Origin of the sequence: Methylobacterium marchantiae, assembly GCF_042679825.1 — a bacterium.
Taxonomy (GTDB): domain Bacteria; phylum Pseudomonadota; class Alphaproteobacteria; order Rhizobiales; family Beijerinckiaceae; genus Methylobacterium; species Methylobacterium marchantiae.
Genome location: NZ_JBHTND010000004.1, coordinates 12,138 through 35,340, shown reverse-complemented (window position 1 = coordinate 35,340; position 23,203 = coordinate 12,138). Strand labels below are relative to the sequence as shown.

The 23,203-nt window shown below is 68.9% G+C and carries 20 protein-coding genes, 1 tRNA gene and 2 pseudogenes; 14 read left to right on the top strand and 9 right to left on the bottom strand.

What is annotated here, in order from left to right; translation table 11 throughout:
- The first annotated feature begins 3 nt into the window (after positions 1 to 3).
- Complete coding sequence (gene pdxR, locus ACFQ4G_RS04130) at positions 4 to 1,560, top strand: MocR-like pyridoxine biosynthesis transcription factor PdxR (protein ID WP_238204107.1); 1,557 nt, start codon at positions 4 to 6, stop codon at positions 1,558 to 1,560.
- Between the two features lie 208 nt (positions 1,561 to 1,768).
- On the opposite strand, the pseudogene ACFQ4G_RS04125 reads toward pdxR, so the two are convergent.
- Both ACFQ4G_RS04125 and ACFQ4G_RS04120 read right to left on the bottom strand, forming a co-directional pair.
- Positions 1,769 to 2,201, bottom strand: a pseudogene (locus tag ACFQ4G_RS04125) (PLP-dependent transferase); the annotation flags it as partial.
- 144 nt (positions 2,202 to 2,345) lie between these two features.
- Entirely contained in the window at positions 2,346 to 3,116 is a 771-nt protein-coding gene (locus ACFQ4G_RS04120; protein ID WP_238204108.1) for a potassium channel family protein, read from the bottom strand.
- Positions 3,117 to 3,566: 450 nt separating this feature from the next.
- Between ACFQ4G_RS04120 and nhaA the strand changes: the two genes are divergently transcribed.
- On the top strand, positions 3,567 to 4,757 hold the full coding sequence (gene nhaA, locus ACFQ4G_RS04115) for a Na+/H+ antiporter NhaA (RefSeq protein WP_238204184.1): 1,191 nt from the start codon (positions 3,567 to 3,569) through the stop codon (positions 4,755 to 4,757).
- Between the two features lie 11 nt (positions 4,758 to 4,768).
- A complete protein-coding gene (locus ACFQ4G_RS04110) occupies positions 4,769 to 5,221 on the top strand; it encodes a hypothetical protein (protein WP_238204109.1) in 453 nt (150 codons plus the stop codon).
- A gap of 318 nt (positions 5,222 to 5,539) precedes the next feature.
- On the opposite strand, the gene ACFQ4G_RS04105 is transcribed toward ACFQ4G_RS04110, so the two are convergent.
- Positions 5,540 to 5,749 (bottom strand): TOBE domain-containing protein, encoded by a 210-nt coding sequence (locus ACFQ4G_RS04105; protein ID WP_238204110.1) that lies wholly within the window; start codon positions 5,747 to 5,749, stop codon positions 5,540 to 5,542.
- 8 nt (positions 5,750 to 5,757) lie between these two features.
- Positions 5,758 to 6,543, bottom strand: coding sequence for a molybdate ABC transporter substrate-binding protein (gene modA, locus ACFQ4G_RS04100; protein ID WP_238204112.1), 786 nt, complete (start codon positions 6,541 to 6,543; stop codon positions 5,758 to 5,760).
- A gap of 123 nt (positions 6,544 to 6,666) precedes the next feature.
- Between modA and ACFQ4G_RS04095 the strand changes: the two genes are divergently transcribed.
- Positions 6,667 to 7,011: a winged helix-turn-helix domain-containing protein gene (locus ACFQ4G_RS04095; protein ID WP_238204114.1), complete on the top strand. Its 345-nt coding sequence runs from the start codon at positions 6,667 to 6,669 to the stop codon at positions 7,009 to 7,011.
- A gap of 41 nt (positions 7,012 to 7,052) precedes the next feature.
- On the opposite strand, the gene ACFQ4G_RS04090 is transcribed toward ACFQ4G_RS04095, so the two are convergent.
- Positions 7,053 to 7,928 (bottom strand): calcium-binding protein, encoded by an 876-nt coding sequence (locus ACFQ4G_RS04090; protein WP_238204116.1) that lies wholly within the window; start codon positions 7,926 to 7,928, stop codon positions 7,053 to 7,055.
- Positions 7,929 to 8,295: 367 nt separating this feature from the next.
- Entirely contained in the window at positions 8,296 to 8,991 is a 696-nt protein-coding gene (locus ACFQ4G_RS04085; RefSeq protein ID WP_238204118.1) for a GntR family transcriptional regulator, read from the bottom strand.
- A gap of 101 nt (positions 8,992 to 9,092) precedes the next feature.
- Between ACFQ4G_RS04085 and ACFQ4G_RS04080 the strand changes: the two genes are divergently transcribed.
- On the top strand, positions 9,093 to 10,142 hold the full coding sequence (locus tag ACFQ4G_RS04080; protein ID WP_238204125.1) for a PfkB family carbohydrate kinase: 1,050 nt from the start codon (positions 9,093 to 9,095) through the stop codon (positions 10,140 to 10,142).
- Positions 10,133 to 10,651 (top strand): hypothetical protein, encoded by a 519-nt coding sequence (locus ACFQ4G_RS04075; protein ID WP_238204127.1) that lies wholly within the window; start codon positions 10,133 to 10,135, stop codon positions 10,649 to 10,651. The genes ACFQ4G_RS04080 and ACFQ4G_RS04075 overlap by 10 nt, the downstream gene beginning before the upstream one ends.
- 305 nt (positions 10,652 to 10,956) lie before the next feature.
- Here ACFQ4G_RS04075 and ACFQ4G_RS04070 read toward each other — a convergent pair.
- Both ACFQ4G_RS04070 and leuC read right to left on the bottom strand, forming a co-directional pair.
- Positions 10,957 to 11,041, bottom strand: a tRNA-Leu gene (locus ACFQ4G_RS04070).
- Between the two features lie 103 nt (positions 11,042 to 11,144).
- Complete coding sequence (leuC, locus tag ACFQ4G_RS04065) at positions 11,145 to 12,560, bottom strand: 3-isopropylmalate dehydratase large subunit (RefSeq protein WP_238204129.1); 1,416 nt, start codon at positions 12,558 to 12,560, stop codon at positions 11,145 to 11,147.
- A gap of 244 nt (positions 12,561 to 12,804) precedes the next feature.
- On the opposite strand from leuC, the gene ACFQ4G_RS04060 reads away from it, so the two are divergent.
- The 5 genes from ACFQ4G_RS04060 to ACFQ4G_RS04040 all read left to right on the top strand — a co-directional run bounded on the left by ACFQ4G_RS04060 (position 12,805) and on the right by ACFQ4G_RS04040 (position 18,126).
- Positions 12,805 to 13,785: a 2-hydroxyacid dehydrogenase gene (locus ACFQ4G_RS04060; protein ID WP_238204131.1), complete on the top strand. Its 981-nt coding sequence runs from the start codon at positions 12,805 to 12,807 to the stop codon at positions 13,783 to 13,785.
- Positions 13,782 to 14,750, top strand: coding sequence for an AprI/Inh family metalloprotease inhibitor (locus tag ACFQ4G_RS04055; RefSeq protein ID WP_238204133.1), 969 nt, complete (start codon positions 13,782 to 13,784; stop codon positions 14,748 to 14,750). Before ACFQ4G_RS04060 ends, ACFQ4G_RS04055 begins: the two co-directional genes overlap by 4 nt.
- Positions 14,751 to 14,778: 28 nt before the next feature.
- Positions 14,779 to 15,528 carry an oxygen-dependent tRNA uridine(34) hydroxylase TrhO gene (gene trhO, locus ACFQ4G_RS04050; RefSeq protein ID WP_238204135.1) on the top strand — a complete coding sequence of 250 codons (750 nt, stop codon included), beginning with the start codon at positions 14,779 to 14,781 and terminating at the stop codon, positions 15,526 to 15,528.
- A gap of 12 nt (positions 15,529 to 15,540) precedes the next feature.
- A complete protein-coding gene (locus tag ACFQ4G_RS04045; protein ID WP_238204137.1) occupies positions 15,541 to 15,774 on the top strand; it encodes a SlyX family protein in 234 nt (77 codons plus the stop codon).
- 96 nt (positions 15,775 to 15,870) lie between these two features.
- The gene (locus ACFQ4G_RS04040) at positions 15,871 to 18,126 is read left to right on the top strand and encodes a spermidine synthase (RefSeq protein WP_238204139.1); all 2,256 of its coding nucleotides are present in this window, start codon (positions 15,871 to 15,873) and stop codon (positions 18,124 to 18,126) included.
- Positions 18,127 to 18,128: 2 nt separating this feature from the next.
- Here ACFQ4G_RS04040 and ACFQ4G_RS04035 read toward each other — a convergent pair whose 3' ends face one another.
- Complete coding sequence (locus ACFQ4G_RS04035; RefSeq protein ID WP_238204141.1) at positions 18,129 to 19,559, bottom strand: TAXI family TRAP transporter solute-binding subunit; 1,431 nt, start codon at positions 19,557 to 19,559, stop codon at positions 18,129 to 18,131.
- Between the two features lie 185 nt (positions 19,560 to 19,744).
- Here ACFQ4G_RS04035 and ACFQ4G_RS04030 point away from each other — a divergent pair, with 185 nt between their 5' ends.
- The 3 genes and pseudogenes from ACFQ4G_RS04030 to ACFQ4G_RS04020 form a co-directional block, all read left to right on the top strand.
- Positions 19,745 to 20,281 carry a RecX family transcriptional regulator gene (locus ACFQ4G_RS04030; protein ID WP_238204143.1) on the top strand — a complete coding sequence of 179 codons (537 nt, stop codon included), beginning with the start codon at positions 19,745 to 19,747 and terminating at the stop codon, positions 20,279 to 20,281.
- A 123-nt stretch (positions 20,282 to 20,404) separates the two neighbouring features.
- Positions 20,405 to 21,619, top strand: coding sequence for a putative DNA modification/repair radical SAM protein (locus ACFQ4G_RS04025; RefSeq protein ID WP_238204145.1), 1,215 nt, complete (start codon positions 20,405 to 20,407; stop codon positions 21,617 to 21,619).
- 128 nt (positions 21,620 to 21,747) lie between these two features.
- A pseudogene (locus ACFQ4G_RS04020) lies at positions 21,748 to 23,202 on the top strand (UdgX family uracil-DNA binding protein); the annotation flags it as partial.
- Position 23,203 lies beyond the last annotated feature (1 nt).

Genomic DNA, 23,203 nt, shown 5'->3' with positions numbered 1-23,203 from the left:
ATCATGCGAAAGGTCCGCTTCTTTCAAGATGACTGGACCAGTTCGACGACCAACCGACGCCCTCCCGCCCCCTCGCTCCGCCTCGACCTCGATCCGCTGCCGGCCGGCCCGCTCCGCCGCGAGGATGCGACCCTGCATGGCCGGGTGCGGGAGGCCCTGCGCCACGCGATCCTGTCGGGACGCCTGCCGCCGGGGCAGCGCCTGCCCTCGTCCCGCACCCTCGCCGAGGATCTCGGCTGCGCCCGCGGCACCGTCCTGCTCGCCATCGAGCAGCTCGTCGCCGAGGGCTACATCACCACGCGCCCCGGCTCCGGCACCCGTGTGGCCGAGACCCTGCCCGACGACCTCCTCGTCCCACGGGAAGCAGGACACCGCCCGCCCTCCTCCCTCGCGGAGCCGACGCTTTCGCGCAGGGGGGCGGCACTGGCCTCGTCGCGAGGCCAGGACGAAGAGGCGCCGATACCCGATGCCTTCGCCCTCGGCCGGCCCGCCCTCGACGCCTTCCCGTTCGAGACCTGGGCCCGACTGCTCCAGGCCGAGTGGCGCGCCGGCCCTCCCGCCCGGATCCATCCCCTCGGCGACCCGCGCCTGCGCCGGGCTCTCGCCGCCTACCTGTCGGCCGGCCGCGGGGTCGTGTGCGGCGAGGAATCGGTGATCGTCACCGGCAGCATCCGCCAGAGTCTGCGCCTGCTGGCGGAGCTCCTGCTGGAGCCCGGCGAGGCGGCCTATCTCGAGGAGCCGGGCTTTCCCGGCCTCGCCCATGCCCTGCACGCGGCGGGCCTGATCACCGTTCCGGTGCCATGCGACGCCGGGGGATTCTCGATCGCGCGGGCGCGAATTCTCCAACCGGGAGCGCGGCTTGCGGTGGTCACGCCGGCACAGGGCCATCCCCTCGGAACGACGATGAGCCTCGAGAACCGCCTCGCTCTCCTGGCCTGGGCGGAGGCCCATGCCGGCTGGATCGTCGAGGACGATTACGACGGCGAATACCGCTATGCCGGGCGGCCGCTCGCCCCTCTCCACGCCCTCGATCGCGCCGGCCGGGTGCTCTATGTCGGCAGCGTCTCGAAGGTGCTCCTGCCGGCCCTGCAGATGAGCTACCTCGTCCTGCCCGAAAGTCTGGTGGAACCGGTGCGCCGCGCCCTCACGGGGAGCGGCGGATTCGCCTCCATCATCGGGCAGGGCGCCCTGGCGCGCTTCATCGACGACGGCCATTTCGCCACGCATCTGCGCCGGACGCGCCGTCTCTACGGGCAGCGGCAGGCCGCCCTCGTCGCCGCGGCGCGGGACCATCTCGGCGGGGTGCTGGAGGTTTCCCCGCGCGACGGCGGGATGCATCTGGTGGGGCGGCCCGTCGCCGGCGCCGGGGCGGCATTCGACGAGGCCGGTGCCGTGGCGGCCTGCGCCCGAGCCGGGATCGCGACGACGGCGCTCTCCCCGCATTTCGCCAACGGATCACGGGCCGAGCGGGGGCTCCTCCTCGGCTACGCCGCGGTGCCGGAGCGGGCGATCGCCCCGGCGGTGCGGCGCATGGCGGAGGCGTTGCGGGCGGAGCGGTGACGGCGGCCGGCCTCCGGATTGCGGAGCCCTTCGATACCGGATCGCAGAGCCCTTCGGTGCCGGATCGCGGGGGCCTTCGGTACCGGATCGCGAAGCCCTTCGATACCGGATCGGGACGGCGTCGGTACCGGATTCCGGCCCGCCAAAGTGGTGATCGCCCCGATCAGGCGGCTTTCGCGAAGCGGCCGAACGAGGCCGGGTCCTGGTCGAGATCGGCCACGTGGTCGAACAGCGACAGGGCCTCGATGAAGCGCCGCCCAGCGAGGTGGTCGACCACCGCCTGCGCGTTGCGGCTGTGGCGCTCGATGCGCAGGGCCACGATCTCCGGCCCCCGCGGGGTCAGGTAAGGCGTCGAGGGGCAGGCGGACGCGGGCGAGCAGGATAGAGGCGACGGGGCCGAGGGGCCTCGGTCCAGGCGGCGCCGTGATCGCTCGCATCCGGATTGGTGAGGGCGGGCTGGCGCCGGGGGGCGCCTCCCAGTCGAACCGGCCGCCGAGATATTTGATGATGGAATGGACCACGACGGCCGCGCCATGGTCGAAGGGCCGCGCCAGGAGCGGGGCGGCGGTGTTGTCGGCGATGAGCGGGATGCCGGAGCCCCGGCCGATCTCGGCCATCGCCGCGACAGGGAAGGCCGCCATCCATCATCTTCGGCTCGCGCCAGATGACGGCACTATGGGCCTCCGTCCCGGTCGAAAATTCGATTCGACAGACATATCGTCAACAGATGAGCCAATCGAGGCGCAGGCACGATGACAAGACGATGCGCTGGACCGCAGCGTATTTCAATCGCCCCCCTCATCCGGGATGTTGAGCAAGATCCCGCACGCTTTGCAGTGCACGGCATCCGGCTCATGCCGCTGTAAGCCGCAGGCTTGGCAGGAATGGCGGACCTTGTAGGGTCGAAAGACCACCTGCGCGAGACGGAAGAACAGCGTCACACCGCAGATCATCACGAATACGGAGATCAGCCGCCCGGATGGACCAGGGAGAGTGATGTCGCCGTATCCGGTTGTCGTTAGCGACGTCACCGTAAAGTACAGGGCATCGATGGGGCTGCCAATCGCCGGATTGCTCCCGCTCTGTGTGACGTAGACGACCCCCGTCATCACGAACACGAACACCACCAGGTTGGTCGCCGCCAGAATGGCCTCCTCATTGCGCTGGAACATCTCGCTGTCCCGACGCAGCCGGTCGAGCAGTTGATAGGTGCGCAGGAGCCGGAGCGTGCGCAGGATGCGCAGGAAGCCGACTCCCTGAATGAACATCGGTGCAAGAAAGGATGCTACCGCCACCACGTCTGCCCACGTGCTCAGGCGTAGGAACTCGCGACCGGGAGACCGGCTGATGACGAGGCGGGCGGTGAAATCGGCCAGCACAGCCAAGCCAAGCACCACGTCGAGGACGACGATCCAGGGCGACAGGGGCAGGAACGAGGTCACGATGACAAAAGCGATCGTGGCGATGTCGAAGACGAGCAGGACGTAGTGGAAGCGGTGCGCTACGGCGGTATCGCCTTCGTACAAGAGGCGAAGTCTGGCTTTCAAAGCTGTCATTGGCTCGATCAGGGAGGCGGAGGTCGCTGGGTAACGCATTTAGAATGCGCACGCCCGTTGCGCGCGCCATCTATCGATGTGATACGAGCGTCAAGGTGTGCGGCCCTATTCGGGGGGCCTGCAGGTCTCTTCCGTTGGTCGGGCCGCCAGCGGCGGGTACCCGTGCCTATGCCGCATCCAAACAAGCTTCGCCGCCTGAGACTGCCGGGATCGCGCAACCGGCGTCCATCAGATGTCGTGCTGGCAGTGAGCTTCATAGCCCTTCCTGGCGGTTCATGCCTCTCGCTGCTGAGCGATATCGTCGGTGCAACCGATGGTTTTTTCGCAGCATCGAGCTTTACGGTGGCGTCGTGATGCGATCGCCGAGCGATTTCTCTGCAAGTGATCAGTCTTTGCGGCGATTTGCGGTGCGTCCATTCTATTCAAATCCAGCAATGGCAGGGTGACGGGATGGATGTTCAGTCACCCATTCGGGTCCGCCGCCTGTCAGCCTTGCGAACCATGCTGCACAGCGAAGCGAGCGGCGGATTGCTGCTCATGGCAAGCGCTGCGCTGGCGTTGGCGGTCGCCAATTCCCCTTGGGCGGATGGGTACTTCGCGACCCTGCGCATCTACCTCGGGCCGCTGAGCGTCCTACACTGGATCAACGACGGTCTTATGGCGGCATTCTTCCTGCTCGTAGGCCTGGAGATAAAGCGCGAACTGCTCGACGGTCGGCTGCGCACATGGCCCGACCGCATTCTACCCGGCGTCGCCGCGCTGGGCGGTATGGCCGGCCCTGCCGTCGTCTATGCCACCATCAACTGGCACTCGCCGGAAACCCTCCGCGGCTGGGCAATCCCAGCTGCCACCGACATCGCCTTCGCGCTGGGCGTGCTCGCCCTGCTCGGGTCACGCGTGCCCGTGTCGCTCAAGATCTTCCTGACCGCGCTCGCCATCATCGACGACCTCGGCGCGGTGCTGATCATCGCCGCGTTCTACACCACGGACCTGTCTCTGCCGATGCTCGGGGCTGCGGGGGCCGTCCTCGCCGTCCTGTTCGGGATGAACAAGGCAGGCGTGAGCCGCTTGACGCCCTATCTGGCCCTCGGCGCGGTGCTGTGGTTTCTGGTGCTCAAGTCCGGCATCCACGCGACTGTCGCAGGCGTCCTGCTCGCCCTGACGATTCCCCTGCGTCTCAGCATCGGAAAGCCGGACGATCCGACTTCGCCGCTGCACAAGCTGGAGCACGCCATCCATCCGTGGTCGGCCTACCTCGTGCTGCCCATCTTCGGGTTCGCCAATGCCGGCGTCTCGTTCGCCGGCATGACGCCTCACATGCTGCTCGATCCGGTGACCCTGGGGGTGGCCCTGGGCCTCTTCATGGGCAAGCAGATCGGGGTCTTCGGCTTTGTGGTGATGACAATCAGACTCGGTCTCGCACAACGGCCATCTCAGGCCACCTGGACTCAGATCTACGGCGTGTCTCTGCTGTGCGGCATCGGTTTCACCATGAGCTTGTTCATTGGCCTTCTGGCCTTCGCAGGCGCACCAGAGCTGGAGGCCGAGACCAAGATCGGGGTGCTGCTCGGCTCGTTGTCCTGCATGATCTTAGGGGCCGGCGTGCTCCTGTCGTCCGCCCGCTCCGATCGAACCGTATGAGGCCGCGACCCGTGTTCGCCCTCAAACGTGACGTGGTGCCGGCGAAGATGATGGAAGCATACCTTGCCGGCACATGCGGCGTACCGTCGAATACCAAGAGAAAGCGCGACCATTGGCGTAGCGTCGTTCTGACCCTCGGAGTCTTGATCTCGTTCTTGTCATGTAAAACAGTTTCAGCGCAGTCGAAGGACGTCGATCCTTTTGCGTATGCGCCCTACTCGGCGATAGCCAATCCCCGCATTGCTGCAAAGTGGGGCGCAGATGCACTACCGGCGATCAACCTCCTGCGAAAGGATGCCGCCTTGAAGATAGCCCGCCACGCGGACTGCAATCGGGTTTCAACGTCCGAACTATCGGAGAGCCGAAGCGCCAAGCCTGACAATTGGGTAATCGTTGTAGATTGCGACAACGGACGTCGTTTTTACGTCACCAAGTCGGAGATCGACAAGGATAAGAGCTCCTGAACGTCAGCAGTCCATGCGGTTCGGATCGTTGAGACTGCAAGATTTGGTTGGCTGAAGCCCCGACCTTTCAACGCGTGTCCTCATTGACGAGCCGATGGCTGCGCCCGGCCGCCGGAGGGTGATAGCGCTACGTTTCCATTGCTGTGCGAGCGCGAGGTCTGCTTCACTACCTTGGCCATAAGAACCACGGCGGCGACTTTCCACTCAAAAACGACCTTCGACATGATCGCCGACCGTCAGAGCTTTATTGCCAACCCCCGCCCCGGACAAACCATCCGCGACGAGTCTCCAAGCATCACCCACGTCCCGCGACAAAAATCAGTCGACGGCGATCATCACGTCCGAGGATTTGACGACGGCGTAGGCGTCGCTGCCGACGGTGAGGCCGAGGCTGTCGACGGCTTCGTTGGTGATCGAGGAGGTGATGACGGTGCCGTCGGCGATCTCGATCTTCACATGGGCGGTGGTGGCACCCTTCTCGACGGAGACGACCTTGCCCTTGAGGGTGTTGCGCGCGCTGATCTTCATGGCGTGTCCTATGGCTGTGCTGCGTTGGGGGGCAGGAGCGTGAACCCCTGGGCTTCGAAATAGGGCCTCGCCTCGGCGCTCTTGAGGAAGTCGAGGAAGGCCGCGGCCCCGTTGCCCCTGGCCTCGGCGGTGACGGCGAACGGGTACACCACCGGGGGATGGCTGTCCGCCGGAAACACGCCCACCACCTTCACGCCCGGATCGGATCTGGCATCGCTCTCGTAGACGACGCCGAGCGGCGCCTCGCCGCGCGAGACCAGCAGCAGGGCGGCGCGCACGTTGTCGGCCTGGGCGAGGCGCGGCTGCAGGCCCTTCCACAGGCCGAGCTTTTCGAAGGCGGCCTTGGCGTATTTGCCGATGGGCACGGAATGGACCTCGCCGGTGGCGAGGCGCCCGTCCGGTCCGAGGGCGGCGGCGAACCCTTCGGCGGTGAACGGCACCTCGTCGGTCCCGGCATCCCTGGGCGCCACCACGACGATGCGGTTGCCGAGCAGGTTCACCCGCGTCTCGGGGCGGATGAGGTTTTTCTTGGCGAGGTACTCCATCCATTCGAGATCGGCAGAGGCGAAGAGATCGGCCGGCGCGCCGGATTCGATCTGCCGGGCCAGGGCCGAGGAGGCGGCGTAGCTCGCCGTCACCGCGACGCCGCTCCTGGCGGTGAAGGCCTTGCCGGCATTGTCGAGGGCGTTCTTGAGGCTCGCCGCCGCGAAGACCGTGGCGGTCTCGGCGGCCCGGGCGGCGGGCGCCAGGACGACGAGGCCGGCGAGGAGGACGGCACGGAGGGAGGCGCGCATGCGGGTTCGGCTCTCGTGAACGGGAGGTCGGGGCGGAGTCGCCCTGTGAATTGCTTCGCCTTTTCGCTATATATCATCAGACATAACGATGGCCAGGGTGGGTGGCGTGCGGGAGGCGGGCAGATGGCGCGGTTGAGCATCCGGATCGACCTCGGGCCCGGCAACCGCCTCGGTCCCGGCAAGGTCCGGCTCCTCGAAATGGTCGCCGCGCACGGCTCGATCTCCGCGGCGGGCCGGGCCCTCGGCATGTCCTACCGGCGGGCCTGGACGCTCGTCGAGGCGCTGAACACCGGCTTCGGGCAGCCGGTGGTCGAGGCGCAGATCGGCGGCAGGAGCGGCGGCGGCGCGAGGCTCACGGAATTCGGCGCCGGTCTCGTCCGCCGGTACCGCGCCATCGAGCGGGCGGCGGAAGAGGCCGCGTCGCCCTTCCTCACCGATCTCGAGGGCGGCGCTCCCCGCGCGGAATAGCGGGGCCGCTTCGCCCTACAGGGATTTCGTCCTGCAGGATGTCACCCTACAGGACGAAGTCGCCGGTCTGGAGGGTGATGTGCCCGCTCAGGAGCACGGCGAAACCGGCCTCGGCATCGCCGTCCACATCGCCGCTGGAGCAGGGTATCGGCGCCCGAGAAGACCGCGCGGAGCTGGCCCGCCCTGCCGCCGAACGCGTCGTCGCCCAGGAACCTGAAGGCCTGATTCACGACGCCGCCGGCGACGGTATCGATCAGGTGGAGGTCGATCCGGTCCCCGTCGGTGAGGCTGAAATCCGCCAGCGTGTCGCGGCCGGTACGGATCACCGTGCTGTCGTCGAGCACGCCGTAGACGAAGGTGTCGGCCCCGCCCCCGCCGTAGAGCATGTCGGCGCCGTCCCCACCGATGATCAGGTTGATGCCGCCGTTCCCGACGATCTTGTTGGCGAGGTCGTTGCCGGCGAGATCGATGGCGGCCGTGCCCGCATCGATCGTGGTCCGCAGGGTCTCGATGGACTGGCCAGCGGCGAGGACGTAGCTCACCGCCGCCCGGACGGTGTCGGTGCCCTGGCCGGCAAGCTCGAAGACCGTGTCTCCCGCTTCGGAGACGACGACGGTGACGGAATTCGTCTCGACGAGACTGATGGCGATCAGGTCGTCCCACATCTCGAACGCTTCCCGAACCCGGTCGATCATCGAGGTGGTCATTGCGCGGAAGCCCGTCGACTCGCTGGCATTGCCGCTCGGCGGCGATGTCGAGAGGATCGCGTATGTCAGCTCCGTCCTGGTCCGGTTCCGCGCGTCGTTCTCGGCCGGGTCTCCGGGATTGACGGTCCAGGAGGTGGTGAGCTGGTCGATGACCGTGGCGAAGGTGCCGTTCGGCGGAGCGCTCGGCTCGGCAGCCGAGATCGTCGCCATCGATTTCGCGGACATCCAATGCCGCGAGACATGGGCCGTCCGATCGCTGCACAGGATGCACATCGCCCGGTCTCTCCCCGTGAACCGCGTGAGCGCCCGCCGATGGCTCCCGTTCGGCACCAACGGATCGGTCGGATCGACGACTTATGACGTCATCATAGAGAAGAAATGTATATTATAATCATGAGACTAAACACTTTACGAAATCGGATCAGATCACCGTCGAACTGAGTTTTTGTTTTCAATCTTGATATCTAACTTGACGGACGGAATCTCACGGGTGGCGGCATGGGCCGGACGCATGAGGATGAAGATTCCCCCGTCGGCGCGGCGTGGAGATGCCGTCCGTCGGGGACGGAACGATGCCCTACGACCTGAGACGCAGCCGGTAGGCGTAGGCGTCACCGCGAAAGAGGCCTTCGACGTACTCGATCATGCGCGCATCCGCCCCGTAGGAGCGGCGCTTGATCAGCAGGCACGGAAGCGGCTCGGCGAAGCCGAAGATCGCGCATTCCCGCGGGTCCGGCCACGCCGCCTCGATGGTCTGCTCGCAATCCACGAGGGGAGCGCCGGATTCGGCGAGGCGGGCATAGATCGACCCCGACAGGTCGCCATCCGCGAGGCTCGGCAGCACCCCGAGATCGTACCAGGCCTTCTCCACCGACAGGGGCATGTCGTCCCCCAGGCGGACGCGGACGAGCCGGAGAAACTGGGCCGTGGAGGTGAGGCCGAAGATCGAGGCGATGGAGCGGTCCTCGCCGACGACCCGTTCGAGGATGCGGGACGAGGGCACGCGCCCCAGTTCCTGCATCTCCTCGGTGAAGCCCTTGAGGCGCTCCATGCCGGGCTTGATCCGGCGAAACCCGTCCTCGACGATGTAGCCGTGGCGGCCATGCGCACTGATCAATCGCTGCCGCCGCAAGGCATCGTAGCATTGTTGGACAGTCTTCCGGCTGATGCCGAGGTGGAGCGCAAGCTTGCGCTCCGGCGGAAGTGCCGCTCCGGCTCCGAGCGCACCTTCGACGATCATGGCCCGCAACTGATGCTCCAGCTGCCGATACATCGGTTGGGCCGTATCGTTCTGAATTCGAAGGGACGTGAAAAGGCTTGGCGTTTCGGCCGGCATCGCGTCAACGTAGCATGAGCGTGCGAATGAACGGCACGATGGCAGACTCTTACATGATGTTACAGCAGTCTAGTCACGCGGCTCACAGTTTTGTTCTTGGAAGTTTCGTCGCGGCGGGCACGTTCCGGGTCGCCCGGCTGCCGCTGCCCGGCGAGTCGCTCCTGGCCTCGGCCTTCGCCTGGGAACCGGGCGGCAAGGGCTTCAACCTCGCCGCCGGCCTGAGCCGCCTCGGGATCGCGGTGGACGGGCTCATCCCGATCGGGACCGACCATCTGGCGGCCCTGGCCGAGCCGGCGCTCCTGCGCGCCGGCCTGTCTCCCAGCATGATCCGGCAGTTTCCGGGCTCGACGGGAATCGGCGTCGGCTTCGTCGGGGCCGACGGCGAGAACTGCCTGGCGGTCCATCCCGGCGCCAACCTGATGCTCTCCCCGGATGCCGTCCGGGCGGCGGAGGCGTCCATCGCCGCCTCGTCCCTCGTGCTCGCGCAGTGCGAGATCGGCGACAGCGCCATCGCCGAAGCCTTCGCGATCGCCCGGAAGGCCGGAATTCCGACGCTCCTCACCCTGTCGCCGTTCCGGATGCCGCCGCCGGACGTCCTGGCGGCCACCACGATCCTCGTCGCCAACGAAACGGAAGCCGCCTCGCTCCACGACGGTCTGTTCCCGGGGCGGGAGCCGCGGGGATCTCCCGCGGAGGTGGTGTCCCTGGCGGGCGCCCTCCGGACGCGCGGCGTCGAAATCCTGGTGGTGACATCGGGTGCCGCGGGAGCGCGCATCGTGGCGAACGGGTCGGAACTCGTCGCGCGGCCCGGCTATGCGGTGGAGGCCGTCGATACGATCGGCGCGGGCGATGCCTTCACGGCGGGCCTCGCGGCCGGTCTCCTCGCCGGCCAGCCGTGGGACGCGTGCTGCCGCATGGCCTGCGCCTGCGGCGCGATGATGGTGATGGGACGCGGCGTCCTCGACAACCTGCCCGATCCGGCGGAGGTGGCGGAGTTTCTCCGCACCAGACCCGACGATGCGGAGGGCATGACCGGTCCCCGCCCCGCGCCGTCCCCCGCCCGAACGAGGCCCGACCCATGGCCGTGACCATCCGCACCCTCGACGCCTCCCATGCGGCGCTGGGGATCGCCCCCCACGTTCTCGCCCGCCGGGCGCCCTTCTCCGGCTTCCGGTTCGGCGATCTCAGCCAGACCGTGGACGACCAGATCCGCCGCGGGCACGCCCTGTTCGCCTTCGGCGAGCGGCACATCGTCGGCTATCTCGGATGGCATCTCCACGATCGGGCCGATGCCCGGCTTTTCGCCGAGACCGGGCGCCCGCCGCCCCTCGACCTGCCCGACGGCGCCGACGTGGCCTGGGTGAGACGGCGGCCGCGACGGTCCCGCAGACCCTCAGCGCCCTGGTGGAGGCCGGCAAGGCACGCAATGTCGGCCGACGCGCGATGGGCGTGCGCTACAGGAAGACCGGCAAACGCGTCGTCTTCGACCAGCGGATCGCACCCCGCCGCACCGTTCCGGCGATTTGACCGGGTCGGTTCGAAACTGAACCGCGCCGGGTTCCCGGAGGCTCCAACTCTTGAGGGGATGGAGCCATGACGAAGCGAACCCCACCGTATTCCCCTGACCTGCCTCGGCCTCGCGCGGCTCTCGGGTCCTCAGGGAGAACCGGACCATGCCCATGGCGGCGTTGCGGTGCTGCGGGCGGCCTCGGAACCCGGCGCGTCCGGCCTATCGCTGCCTCACGCACATCGGCTGGAATGCGCTGCTTGAACTGGGCGAGGAAGGACTTGGACCACTTCATCGGACGGGAGAGCATACGGCGCACCGTCGTGGCACGGCCTACCTGTCGCAACCGCCTCATCTGGCTTAAGTTTCTGAGGGAAAGACGCTTCTCAGAAAATTGGTGCCCAGGAAAGGACTCGAACCTTCACCTCTTGCAAGACTGGTACCTGAAACCAGCGCGTCTACCAATTCCGCCACCTGGGCCGGCCGGCACCTCAGTGCCGACGCGGAGCTTCGTTTAGGCGGGTGGGCCGGCCGCGTCAATCGCGATTCCGGCCCATTTCGTGATTCCGGCCGAGCTCGGCCGTCAGGCCTCGCCGCGCCACTCGCGGATGTCGACGAAGCGGCCCGCCACGGCGGCGGCGGCGGCCATGGCCGGGGAGACGAGGTGGGTCCGGCCGCGATGGCCCTGGCGGCCCTCGAAGTTGCGGTTCGAGGTGGAGGCGCAGCGCTCGTTGGGGCTGAGGCGATCGGCATTCATGCCGAGGCACATGGAACAGCCCGGCTCGCGCCAGTCGAACCCGGCCTCCTTGAGGATGCGGTCGATGCCTTCCGCCTCCGCCTGCGCCTTCACCACGCCGGAGCCCGGCACCACCATGGCCGAGACCGACGGGTGGACCTTGCGGCCCTCCACCATCTTGGCCACCGCGCGCAGGTCCTCGATCCGCCCGTTGGTGCAGGAGCCGATGAAGACCCGGTCGAGGGTGATATCGGTGATCTTGGTGCCCGGGGTGAGGCCCATGTAATCCAGGGCCTTCTCCTTCGACTGGCGCTTGTTCTCGTCGGCGATGGCGGCCGGGTCCGGCACCGCGCCGGAGATCGAGACCACGTCCTCCGGGCTCGTGCCCCAGCTCACCAGAGGCGGCAGGCTGGCCGCGTCGAGGCGGACCTCGCGGTCGAAGAAGGCGCCCTCGTCGGTGGCGAGGCTGTCCCAATAGGCGCGGGCACGCTCGAAGGCCTCGCCCTTGGGAGCCTTGGGGCGGTCCTTGACGTAGGCGTAGGTGATGGCGTCCGGCGCCACCAGGCCGGCGCGGGCGCCGCCCTCGATCGACATGTTGCAGATCGTCATGCGCCCCTCCATCGAGAGAGCGCGGATCGCCTCGCCGGCATATTCGATGACGTAGCCGGTGCCGCCGGCGGTGCCGATCTCGCCGATGATGGCGAGGATGATGTCCTTGGCCGTCACGCCGGGCGGCAGGGTGCCGTCCACGGTGATGCGCATGTTCTTCGCCTTGCGCTGCAGCAGCGTCTGGGTGGCGAGGACGTGCTCCACCTCCGAGGTGCCGATGCCGTGGGCGAGCGCCCCGAAGGCGCCGTGCGTCGAGGTGTGGCTGTCGCCGCAGACGATGGTCTGGCCCGGCAGGGTGAAGCCCTGTTCGGGGCCGATCACGTGGACGATGCCCTGGCGCCGGTCCAGCGCGTCGTAGAACTCGATGCCGAAATCGCGGACGTTCTCGGCGAGCGCCTCCAGCTGGATGCGGCTCTCCGGGTCCTCGATGCCGAAGCGGCGGTCCGAGGTCTGGACGTTGTGGTCCACCACCGCCAGCGTCTTCTCCGGATGACGCACGCGACGGCCGGCCACGCGAAGCCCCTCGAAGGCCTGCGGGCTCGTCACCTCGTGGACGAGGTGACGGTCGATGTAGAGGAGGCTGGTGCCGTCGGGCTCGACATCGACCACGTGGTCGTCCCAGATCTTGTCGTAGAGGGTGCGCGGGGCAGTCATGGCGTGGCTGTTTCGGTTCTCGTCAGTGACGGGGCGATGGGCGGACGTGAGGGTCTCACCCTCTTTAGTAGTGTTCGAATGGCCCGGTTGGAAGTAGGCGGGCGCACGCGGCGCATCGGGGTCATGACCGGCACCCTCGCGCCGCATGCCGACTCGGGCCGCGCCCGAAGCTGGACCCTGCCCGGACCGCGGATTAAAGCCGTATCCCGTACCGCCAGTCCCGAGGACGGATACCGAGCGCGACATGCAGCCTGCCGATCTGTTGCTCCTGAAGCCGATGCAGCGAAGCGTGATGGACGCGCTCGCCGCCGCTTTCACCCTCCACCGCGCCGACACCGCCCCGGACCTCGACGCATTCTATCGCGAGATCGGCCCGCGCATCCGCGCCATGGCGACCGGGGCGCAGGCTCCCGTCGACCGGGCGCTGATCGAGCGCCTGCCCCATCTCGAGATCGTGGCGAGTTTCGGCGTCGGCTACGACACAATCGACGTGACGGCCGCGGCGGAGCGGGGCGTCGTCGTCACCAACACGCCGGACGTGCTCTCCGACGAGGTGGCCGACCTCGCCCTCGGGCTGCTGCTCGCGACGATCCGCGAGATCCCGCAGGCGGACCGCTACCTGCGCGCCGGGCACTGGCCGACGCGGACCTACCCGCTCACCGCGACCCTGCGCGGCCGCCATGTCGGCATTCTCGGCCTCGGCCGGATCGGGCGGGCCATCGCGCACCGCCTCGAAGGCTTCGGCGTCACCCTCTCCTATCACGGCCGCCGCCGGCAGGAGGACGTGGCCTACGGCTTCCACCCGACCTTGCTGGAGATGGCACAGGCCGTGGACGTCCTCATGATCGTGGCGCCCGGCGGCCCTGAGACCAACGGGATCGTGAATGCCGAGATCCTCCAAGCCCTCGGGCCGGAGGGCATCGTCGTCAACGTCGCCCGGGGCAGCCTGATCGACGAGCCGGCGCTGATCGAGGCCCTGCGCTCCGGCACGATCCACGGGGCGGGGCTCGATGTCTTCGCCACCGAACCGCGCGTGCCGGAGGCCTTCCTCGGCCTCGACCGCGTGGTGCTGCTGCCCCATGTCGGCTCCGGCTCGGTCCATACCCGCGAGGCCATGGGCCGGCTGGTGGTGGACAACCTGCTCTCCTGGTTCTCCGGCCAGGGGCCGCTGACCCCGGTGCCGGAAACGCCCGTCGGCGGACACAGCGCCGAGGCCGGCCGATGAGCCGCCGGGTCGGGCTCCGATCCCGCCTCCTCGCCGGGCTGATGCTGGTTCCGCTGATAGCTGGCCCGGTCCATGCGCAGGGAACGGCTCAAGGGACGGTGCAGGACGCGCCTTCTCCGGCGGCGCCGGCCGCGCCGGAAGCCCCGCCGGCTCCGGAGACGCCCCCCGTTCCCGGCATGTCGGAGACGCCCGCCGCGGTCAGCCCGCCGGCTCCCTTCGTCGAGAGCCTGCCCCAGACCATCGAAGGCGCTCCGGGCACCTGGGACCTGTCGCGGGACGGCAGCACCCGCCGCTGCGTCATGACCCTCGCGGCCCAGAGTTCCGACAGCGGACGGCGCCTGTCGTTTCCCGCCGGGTGCCGCCGGGCCCTGCCGATCCTCAACGAGATCGCCGCGTGGCTGTTCGTGGACGGCGCGGTCCGCCTCGTGGACAAGAACGTGCGGCCGATCCTGCTGTTCAAGGCCCGCGACGACAAGCGCAGCCTCATGGCGCAGACCGAGGGCGGCGATGTCTACAGCCTCGTGCCGCTCCAGATCGCGGCGATGTCGCCCCCGCCCCCGCCGGGACCGGACGGCCGGGATGCCGCTTACCAGCTCGGCCGGGACGATGCGGCCAGGGCCGGCACGCCCGGCGCCGAGACCGCCGGCACCGGCGAGCGGCCGACGGCCGGCATCTACGCCCTCGACCGCTATCGCGAGCAGGATGTCTGCCGCATCGAGTTGAAGCCGGCGGAGGGCGGGGCCGCCCCCGTGCGGATCCTCGACGGCTGCCGCGACAGCGGCCTGACGACCTTCGATCCGGTCTCGTGGCAGGGCGCTCCGGGCCGGCTCACCCTCGTCGCGAGGCGGGGGCATGTGGTGGGCCTGGTACCGGCGGGCGAGAACCACTGGCGGCGCGAGCCGGAGGTCGGCACCACCTTCGTCCTGCGTCGGACCGAGGCCGCGCCGGCGTCCGGTTCCCCCTGACCGCCACGCCTGATAGACCCTGCCGCCGATGCCCCACACCGTCGCCGCCCTCTACCGCTTCGTCTCCCTGCCCGACGCCGCCGAACTCCGCGACGCCCTGGAGCGCCGCTGCGCCGAACTCGACATCCTCGGCACGCTCCTGCTGGCGCGGGAAGGGATCAACGGCACCATCGCTGGCAGCGGGGCCGCCATCGCGGCGCTCCTGTCGGAGATGCGGGACGGCCCCCTCTTCGGCGGTCGCCTGACGGCCCTCGACGTCAAGCTGTCGACGGCGGACGAGGCGCCGTTCGGCCATCTCAAGGTGCGGCTGAAGCGCGAGATCGTCACCTTCGACGACGGGGCCACCGATGCGGGAGAAGCCGGCATTCCGGTGGCGCCGGAGGCGTGGAACGCCCTCCTCGACACGCCGGGCCTGCTCCTCCTCGACACCCGCAACGCGTTCGAGGTCACGCTCGGCACGTTCGAGGGCGCCACCGACCCGCGCCTGTCGCGGTTCTCGGATTTCCGGGCCTATGTCGATCGCCTCGATCCCGCGGAGCATCCGGCGGTGGCGATGTTCTGCACCGGCGGCATCCGCTGCGAGAAGGCCGGCGCCTACATGCGCGCGAAGGGGTTCGCCACCGTCCACCATCTCGAAGGCGGAATCCTGCGCTATCTCGAGACCATCCCCGAGGCCGAGAGCCGCTGGCGCGGCGACTGCTTCGTCTTCGACCACCGCATCGCCCTCGGTCCCGGTCTGGTCGAGCGGCCGGACCACGACCCGGAGACGCTGAGATGAGGGGCGCGTGAGATGACCGAACCGGTTCAGACGGAATCCGAAGTGCTTTCCACGCGCATCGACGCCCTGGAGATGCGCCTCACCGAGCAGGACATGGTCATCGACGACCTCAACGCGACGATCACCGCGCAATGGCGCCAGATCGATGCCCTCACCCGGCACCTTGCCAAGCTGGTGGAGCAGGTCGAGGAGGCCGGCGCGCGGACCGGCACGGGCGCGCCGGAACCTCCGCCGCCGCATTACTGAAGCGGCCCGAGAGGGCGACCGGACCGGCGAGGCGCAACCAAGATTTAACGGCGATCCGCTTAAGGTGAAGGGAAGGTAACGAAACGGGCTCGACCGATGACGATTGTAGCGGACGGGGCCCGGCACGCGAATGTCGGCCGGTCATCCGGAACCGCGGCTTTCCTCGCGCTGTTCGTCGCCACGATCTTCCTCTCCGCCCTGCTGCTCTTCGGCGTCCAGCCGATGTTCACCAAGATGGTGCTGCCGGTGCTGGGCGGCTCGCCCTCGGTCTGGTCGGTGGCGATGGTGTTCTTCCAGGCCCTGCTCCTGGCCGGTTACGCCTACGCCCATGCGCTCGCCCGCTACCTGCCGCTGCGCATCGCCGCCCCGCTCCACCTCGCGGTCATGGGCTGCGCCCTGGCGGCGCTGCCGATCCAGCTCGCCGCCGGCTGGGGCAAGCCGCCCGCCGATGGCGAGGCGGTCTGGCTGCTCGGGCTGTTCCTCGCCTCGGTGGGCCTGCCCTTCTTCGCGCTCTCGGCCAACGGCCCGCTCCTCCAGGCCTGGTTCTCGCGCTCGAACCACCCGCATGCCCGCGATCCGTATTTCCTCTACGGGGCGTCGAACATCGGCTCCTTCGCCGCCCTGATCGCCTACCCGCTCGCGATCGAGCCGCTGCTCACCCTGCACGACCAGAGCCGCGCCTGGATGCTGGGCTTCGCCTTCCTGGCCGGGATGATCGCGATCTGCGCCGCCGCAGCCGCGCGCAACGCCGCTCCCGCGACCCGGACCATCGCCGGCGCCACGGTGGCCCTCCCCTCGGCCCGGCAGGCCTGGCGCCAGCGTCTCGGCTGGATCGCCCTCTCCTTCGTGCCCTCGGGCCTGCTCGTCTCGGTGACGGCGCATATCTCCACCGACGTGGCGGCGGCTCCCCTCCTCTGGGTGGCGCCGCTCGCCCTGTTCCTGCTGACCTTCGTCCTCGCCTTCCGCGAGCGGATGGTTCCGTCCCAGACCGTGCTCGCCTGCCTCCAGGTGGTCGGCTCGGCGCTGGCGCTCCTCCCAATCTCGGCGGCATTGCCCCTCGCGATCGGACTGGCGCTCCATCTCGGGCTGTTCTTCGTCAACGTCATGATCTGCCACGGCATGCTCTACCGGCGCCGTCCGGACGCAGAGCGGCTGACGGAATTCTATCTCTGCCTGTCCCTCGGAGGCGTGCTCGGCGGCATCTTCTGCGGGCTCGTGGCACCCCACATCTTCTCCACGGTCCTCGAATACCCGATCCTGCTGATGGCGGCCCTGCTGTGCCGGCCGGATGTCTTCGCACCGGATTCCGCGTCCCGGCGCTCGCTTGCGGTGCTGGCGGGCCTGATCGTCCTCGGGCTCCTGCTCGGCCTGACGATCCTGCCGGGTTCGTGGCTGATCGCCCTCGCCCTCTGCATGATGGGCGCGATGATCGCGTTCTGGCGCAAGCCGCGGAACGTGGCGCTCCTGGCGCTGGGTCTCGCCCTGCTCACGGCCTTCGTCAGCGGGTCGCTGACCTCCGGCGGCTCGATCCGCTCGTTCTTCGGGGTGCACAAGCTCGGAATCTCGGCGGATGGCCGGTTCCGGACCCTCAGTCACGGCACGACCCTGCACGGGGCGATGCGGATCGCCAACGACGACGGCACGCCGTTCACGGGCCGGCCCGAACCGGTGACCTACTACACGAAGGAGGGCGGCATGGGCGTCGCGATCGAGGCGGTCCGCTCACGCCGGGGCGGGCATCTCGATTCGGTGGCGGTGGTCGGGCTCGGGGCCGGCAGCCTCGCCTGCCACGCCAAGGCGACCGAGGACTGGACCTTCCTCGAGATCGATCCGGAGGTCGTGCGCATCGCCCGGAACCCGGAACTGTTCCGCTTCCTCGGCGCCTGCGCGCCCGATGCCCGGATCGTGCTCGGCGACGCGCGCCTGACCCTGACCGACGAGCCCGGCGGGAAGAGCCTGATCGTGGTCGACGCGTTCTCGTCGGATTCGATTCCGAGCCATCTGATGACGCGGGAGGCGCTGGCGCTCTACGCCGCGAAGCTCGCACCGGATGGCGCCCTCGTCGTCCACATCTCGAACCGGCACCTGGAATTGCGGCACATCCTCGCCCGCGCCGCCGCCGAGCAGGGCCTCGTCACATTCGTCCGCGACGGACGACGCCTCGACGCGGTCGACGAGCAGCGGTTCCATCAGCCGTCCATCGTCGTCGCGATGGCCCGCAACGAGAAGGATCTCGGGGCACTCGCCGCAGGAAGCGACTGGACGCGGATCGCGCCGGACATGAGCCGGCGCCCGTGGAGCGACGATTTCAGCAACATCGTCGAGGCGATGATCGACAGGGCGAGGCGCTAGCTTTACTCCGCCGCCGGCCGATCCAGCCGAAGGAGGCGTGCGGAGCGCGTGCGCAAGGGCCGACGCTCGGGCTCGGCGCCGGTGTGGAGGGAGCGGCGGGCGTCGCCGATGGCCCCGTGCACGGCGTCGATGGCGAGGATCAGCGCGTTCATCGCGCGGGTGTCGACGTTGCGCTCGCGGGCATGGCGCACGACGTCGGTGACGAGGTCGTCGGTCTCGCGCACGAGCCCGTCGAGCTGTTCCCTGGTGGTCGCCGAGCGGATGTCCCTCAGGATGTCGAGCAACCGGTCGAGGACCACATCCACGCGCTCGCGGCGCTGACGGGCGAGGCGCTGGCCGAGCCAGGCGATGCCCGAACCGATCGTGCCGCCGAAGAAGGCGAGCAGGTAGACGTAATCCTCGTAGCGCTCGAACAGGGTCTGCTGCTCGCGCTCGAAATAGTCGACCGCGCCCGGATGGTTGGGCAGGCGGGCGCTGGTGGCCGCCACCGTCGTCTCGAAATCCGGCGCCTTCATCAGGTTGGCGATGGGCGCGCTCGGCGCGAGCTTGGAGCGCCATTCGAACAGGTGCTGCGTGACGGAGGCGACCGAGTACCGGCTCACGGCACCCCGCGCCATCAGCCGGTAGGAGGCCCCCACCGTCTTCACGTCCTCGTCCGGCCGCTTGGGCCGGCCGCCGAAGGTGCCGGCGGGAATCGTCGCCGATTGCAGTTCGGGCATGCGCTGGACGATCGCATCGCCGTCCGGCACCGAGACGATGGTGATCTTCTTCTCCGCCGACGCCATTTCCACCGCGCGGACGGTGGAGATCGCCGCCTTCGAGGTCGGCGCCGCGATGACGGCGACGGCGTCCACGGTCCCGGCCTGCAGGGCGGCGGTGACCTCGCCGGGCTTGAGGGAGACGAGGGCGACGTGGCTGGCGGCGGGGACCTGTCCCGCCTCGGGCGGCGGCGCGATGGTGAAATCGTAGAAGCTCAGGAGATTGGTGACGAAGGGCCGGTCGGCCGCGTGGCGCTCGACGATGCCGAGGCGCTTCTTGGCGAGATCGGGAAAGCTCTCGATCCCGCTCGCCTCGGGCGTCGCGATCAGCAGGGTCTCCTCGTGGAGGAGCGCCAGGGTCAGGCCGTTATCGGGCAGGAACACATCGGGCCGGACCACGGCGAGATCGGCGCGCCCGGCCTGGAGCGCCGCGGCGCTGTCGCGGACGTCGTCATAGGTCACGACGTTCAGCCGGACGTCCTCGCGCGCCCGGTGCAGGGCCTGGGCATAGGTTTCGAGCAGTTGCGCCTCGGCCCCGTCGCGGGGACCGACCGCCACGGTGAGCGCCGTCGGACGCGACAGGTAGACCACGGCGGCCGCGAGCACGGCGAAGCCGAGGCCGAGCACGACGAGGAGCCATTCGCGCTTCAGGAGGAATGCCGGCATGACATGCATGCGTCCTCTCGGGGTAAGACAGGCAACCGGTTCTCGGTCGAGACGAGGGGCCTCATGATCCTGAAACCTGTCCGAAGCGTGATGAACCGATGAGCGCTCGAAACGTTGCGGGGCGGCGTTCCGCATCCTCCTCCAGGGACGACCCCTCGGGAGCGAAGCCTTCCCAAGCAAAGCCCACGCCGCCGGTGACGGCGACCTATCTGGAGCGGGTCGCCCTGCACTATCTGGAGCGCTACAGCGCCTCGGTGGCGATGCTGCGCCAGGTTCTGGAGCGGCGCGTCGCCAAAAGGTGCCGGCTTCGGGACGAGGATCCGGCCGCCTTCGCCGAGACGATCGCGACCATCGTGGAGCGCGCCCGCTCGTCCGGCCTCGTGGACGATGCCCGCTTCACCGCCGCGCGGGCGGCAACCCTGCGCCGGCGCGGCACCTCCGCACGCGGCCTGTCCGCCAAGCTCGCCGCCAAGGGCGTCGACCGGACGCTGATCGCCGAGACCCTCGAGACCGAGCGCGACAAGGCCGAGGAGGAAGGCACGGATGCCGAAGAGGCGGCGGCGCGCGCCTATGCCAGGCGCCGCCGGCTCGGCCCGTTCCGGCGCCCCGGCACCCGCGCCGCCCACCGCGACAAGGACATCGCCGCCATGGCGCGGGCCGGATTCTCGTATGGCTTGGCGAAGACGACGATCGATGCGGATCCGGACGAGGAGGACGGTCTCGACCGGTGATGGAGGCAAGTCGTGCGACCCCCTCTCGTCGCGTGCGGGAGCGGAGACACCGCACGCTGCGACATTTCCGACCGGACCCGACAAAAACTTGAACGAAACACGAACGACGCGCATGTCCCTGTCATGGACGAGACCCTCGCCAAGAAGCTGCGCATCCTGGCCGATGCCGCGAAATACGATGCCTCCTGCTCGTCGTCGGGGGCGCCGAAACGCGTCGCGGGGAAGGGCGAACTCGGCTCGACCACCGGGGCCGGCATCTGCCACGCCTACACGCCGGACGGGCGCTGCATCTCGCTCCTGAAGATCCTGCTGACGAACTATTGCCTGTTCGACTGCGCCTATTGCGTGAACCGGCGCTCCTCCAACGTCCAGCGCGCCAAGTTCAGCGTCGAGGAGGTCGTGACCCTCACGGTGGAGTTCTACAAGCGCAACTACATCGAGGGGCTGTTCCTCTCGTCCGGCATCATCAAATCGCCCGACCACACGATGGAACTGCTGACGCGGGTGGCGAAGAGCCTGCGGCGCGACCACGGCTTTCGCGGCTACATCCACCTCAAGTCGATTCCGGAGGCGAGCCCGTGGCTCGTGGAGGAGGCCGGCCTCTACGCCGACCGGCTCTCGATCAATCTCGAACTCCCCACCGATGCCAGCCTGCACCGGCTGGCGCCCGAGAAGAACGGGCCGGTCATCCAGAACGCGATGAAGCAGATCGGCGCGCGGATCACCGAGGCCAAGGCCGAGAAGCGCCGCTTCTCGCCCGCCGGCCAGTCGACGCAGGTCATCGTCGGCGCGGATGCGACCACGGACGAGGCTCTGATCCGCAAGAGCGCCCATCTCTACGGTTCGTTCAACCTCAAGCGGGTCTATTACTCGGCCTTCAGCCCGATCCCCGACGGCTCCACCATCCTGCCGCTGAAATCGCCGCCGCTCCAGCGCGAGCACCGGCTCTATCAGGCCGATTGGCTGATCCGGTACTACGACTTCTCCGCCGACGACGTGGCGGATGCGGCCGAGGACGGCATGTTCTCCCTCGACATCGATCCGAAGCTCGCCTGGGCGCTCAAGAACCGGGGCCGCTTTCCCGTGGACGTGAACGCGGCCGACCGGGAGATGCTGCTGCGGGTGCCGGGCCTCGGTGCCCGTGCCGTCGACAAGATCGTGACGGCACGCCGGCATACGCGGCTGCGCCTCGACGACGTCGCCCGCCTCACCTCCGGCCTCAAGCGCGCCCGCCCCTTCCTCATCGCCGCCGATTACCACCCGGGGCCCGGCGGCACCGACCGGCTCGATCTGCGGACCAAGCTCGCGGAGCCGGCGCGGCAGCTGAGCCTGTTCTGATGGACCGCGATGGTGAGCACCACCCTTCCCCCTCTGCGGGGGAGGGTGCCTGCGGAGCAGGCGGGAGCGGGGACGACCTCTCCGGACAACGCGCTCCCCTCTCCCGACCCTCTCTCACGCGAGGGCCACCCTCCCCCGCAGAGGGGGAAAGGTCGGGTGGATCACTCCAGACGGTCTCCCTCCGCGAAGGCGCCGATCTCGACGGCTTTCGTGCCGCCGTGCGCCGGCTCGCAGCGGCATCGGTCCCGCCCGATAAAGTAGTCTGGTCCATCGGGCAGGCCCCCGGCCTGTTCGGACAGGTCTCCCAGCCGGAATCCGGCTCCGATGCGCCGCTAAGCCTGCCGCGGCCGGTGGCCGACCTGATCCGCATGGTGGTGCCGCACCGCGACCCCGAGCGCTACGCCCTCCTCTACCGACTGATCTGGCGCATCACCCACGGCGAGCGCGAATTGCTGGAGGTGGGGAGCGATCCGCTGGTCCATCGCCTCGACCGGATGCGCAAGGCCATTGCCCGCGACCTGCACAAGATGCACGCCTTCCTGCGCTTCCGCCGGACCGAGGTGGAGGGGGCCGAGCGCTTCGTCGCCTGGTTCGAGCCGGACCATCACATCCTGCAGGCGGCGAGCACGTTCTTCGTCTCGCGGTTCCGGTCGCTGAACTGGTCGATCCTGACGCCGGACGGGTCCGCCCATTGGGACGGCGCCGCCCTCACCTTCGGCCCGCCCGGACGTCGCGAGGACGCGCCCGAGGCCGACGGGTTCGAGGCCGGCTGGCGCGACTATTACGAGAGCACCTTCAACCCGGCCCGCACCAACCTCGCCGCCATGCGGGCGGAGATGCCGAAGAAGTACTGGCGCAACATGCCCGAGACCGCGGCGATCCCCGGTCTCGTCCGCGCCGCGGCGGCCCGCACCGAGGCCATGATCGAGAGGGAGCCGCAGATGCCGATCAAGCGAAACCCCGCCAAGGCCGTCGCGGCGATGACCGACCAGGATCCGGTCTCCCTCGACGAACTCAACGCCATCATCCGGCGCTCGGAGCCGCTGGTTCCGGGGGCAACGCAGGCCGTCCTCGGCGAGGGTCCCGCGGGTGCGACGATCGCCTTCGTCGGCGAGCAGCCCGGCGATCAGGAGGACCGGCAGGGCCGCCCCTTCGTGGGGCCGGCCGGGCAGCTCCTGTCGCGCGCCATGGCCGATGCGGGGATCGTGCGGAACGAGGCCTACCTCACGAATGCGGTCAAGCACTTCAAGTTCGAGGAGCGCGGCAAGCGCCGCATCCACCAGAAGCCCACCGCCGGCGAAGTGAGCCACTATCGCTGGTGGCTCGACCGCGAACTGGATTTCGTGGCGCCGAAGCTCGTCGTCGCCCTGGGCGCGACCGCCGTCCTGTCGCTCACCGGCAAGGCGATCCCGATCACGCGGGCGCGCGGCCCGGCCTCGTTCGGCAAGGCCTTCGAGGGCTTCATCACCGTGCATCCCTCGTATCTCCTGCGCCTGCCCGACGAGGCGAAGGAGGAGGCCTATCTGGCCTTCGTCGACGACCTGAAACGGGTCGGCGCGCTCGCACGGGAACTGGCGGCGTGAC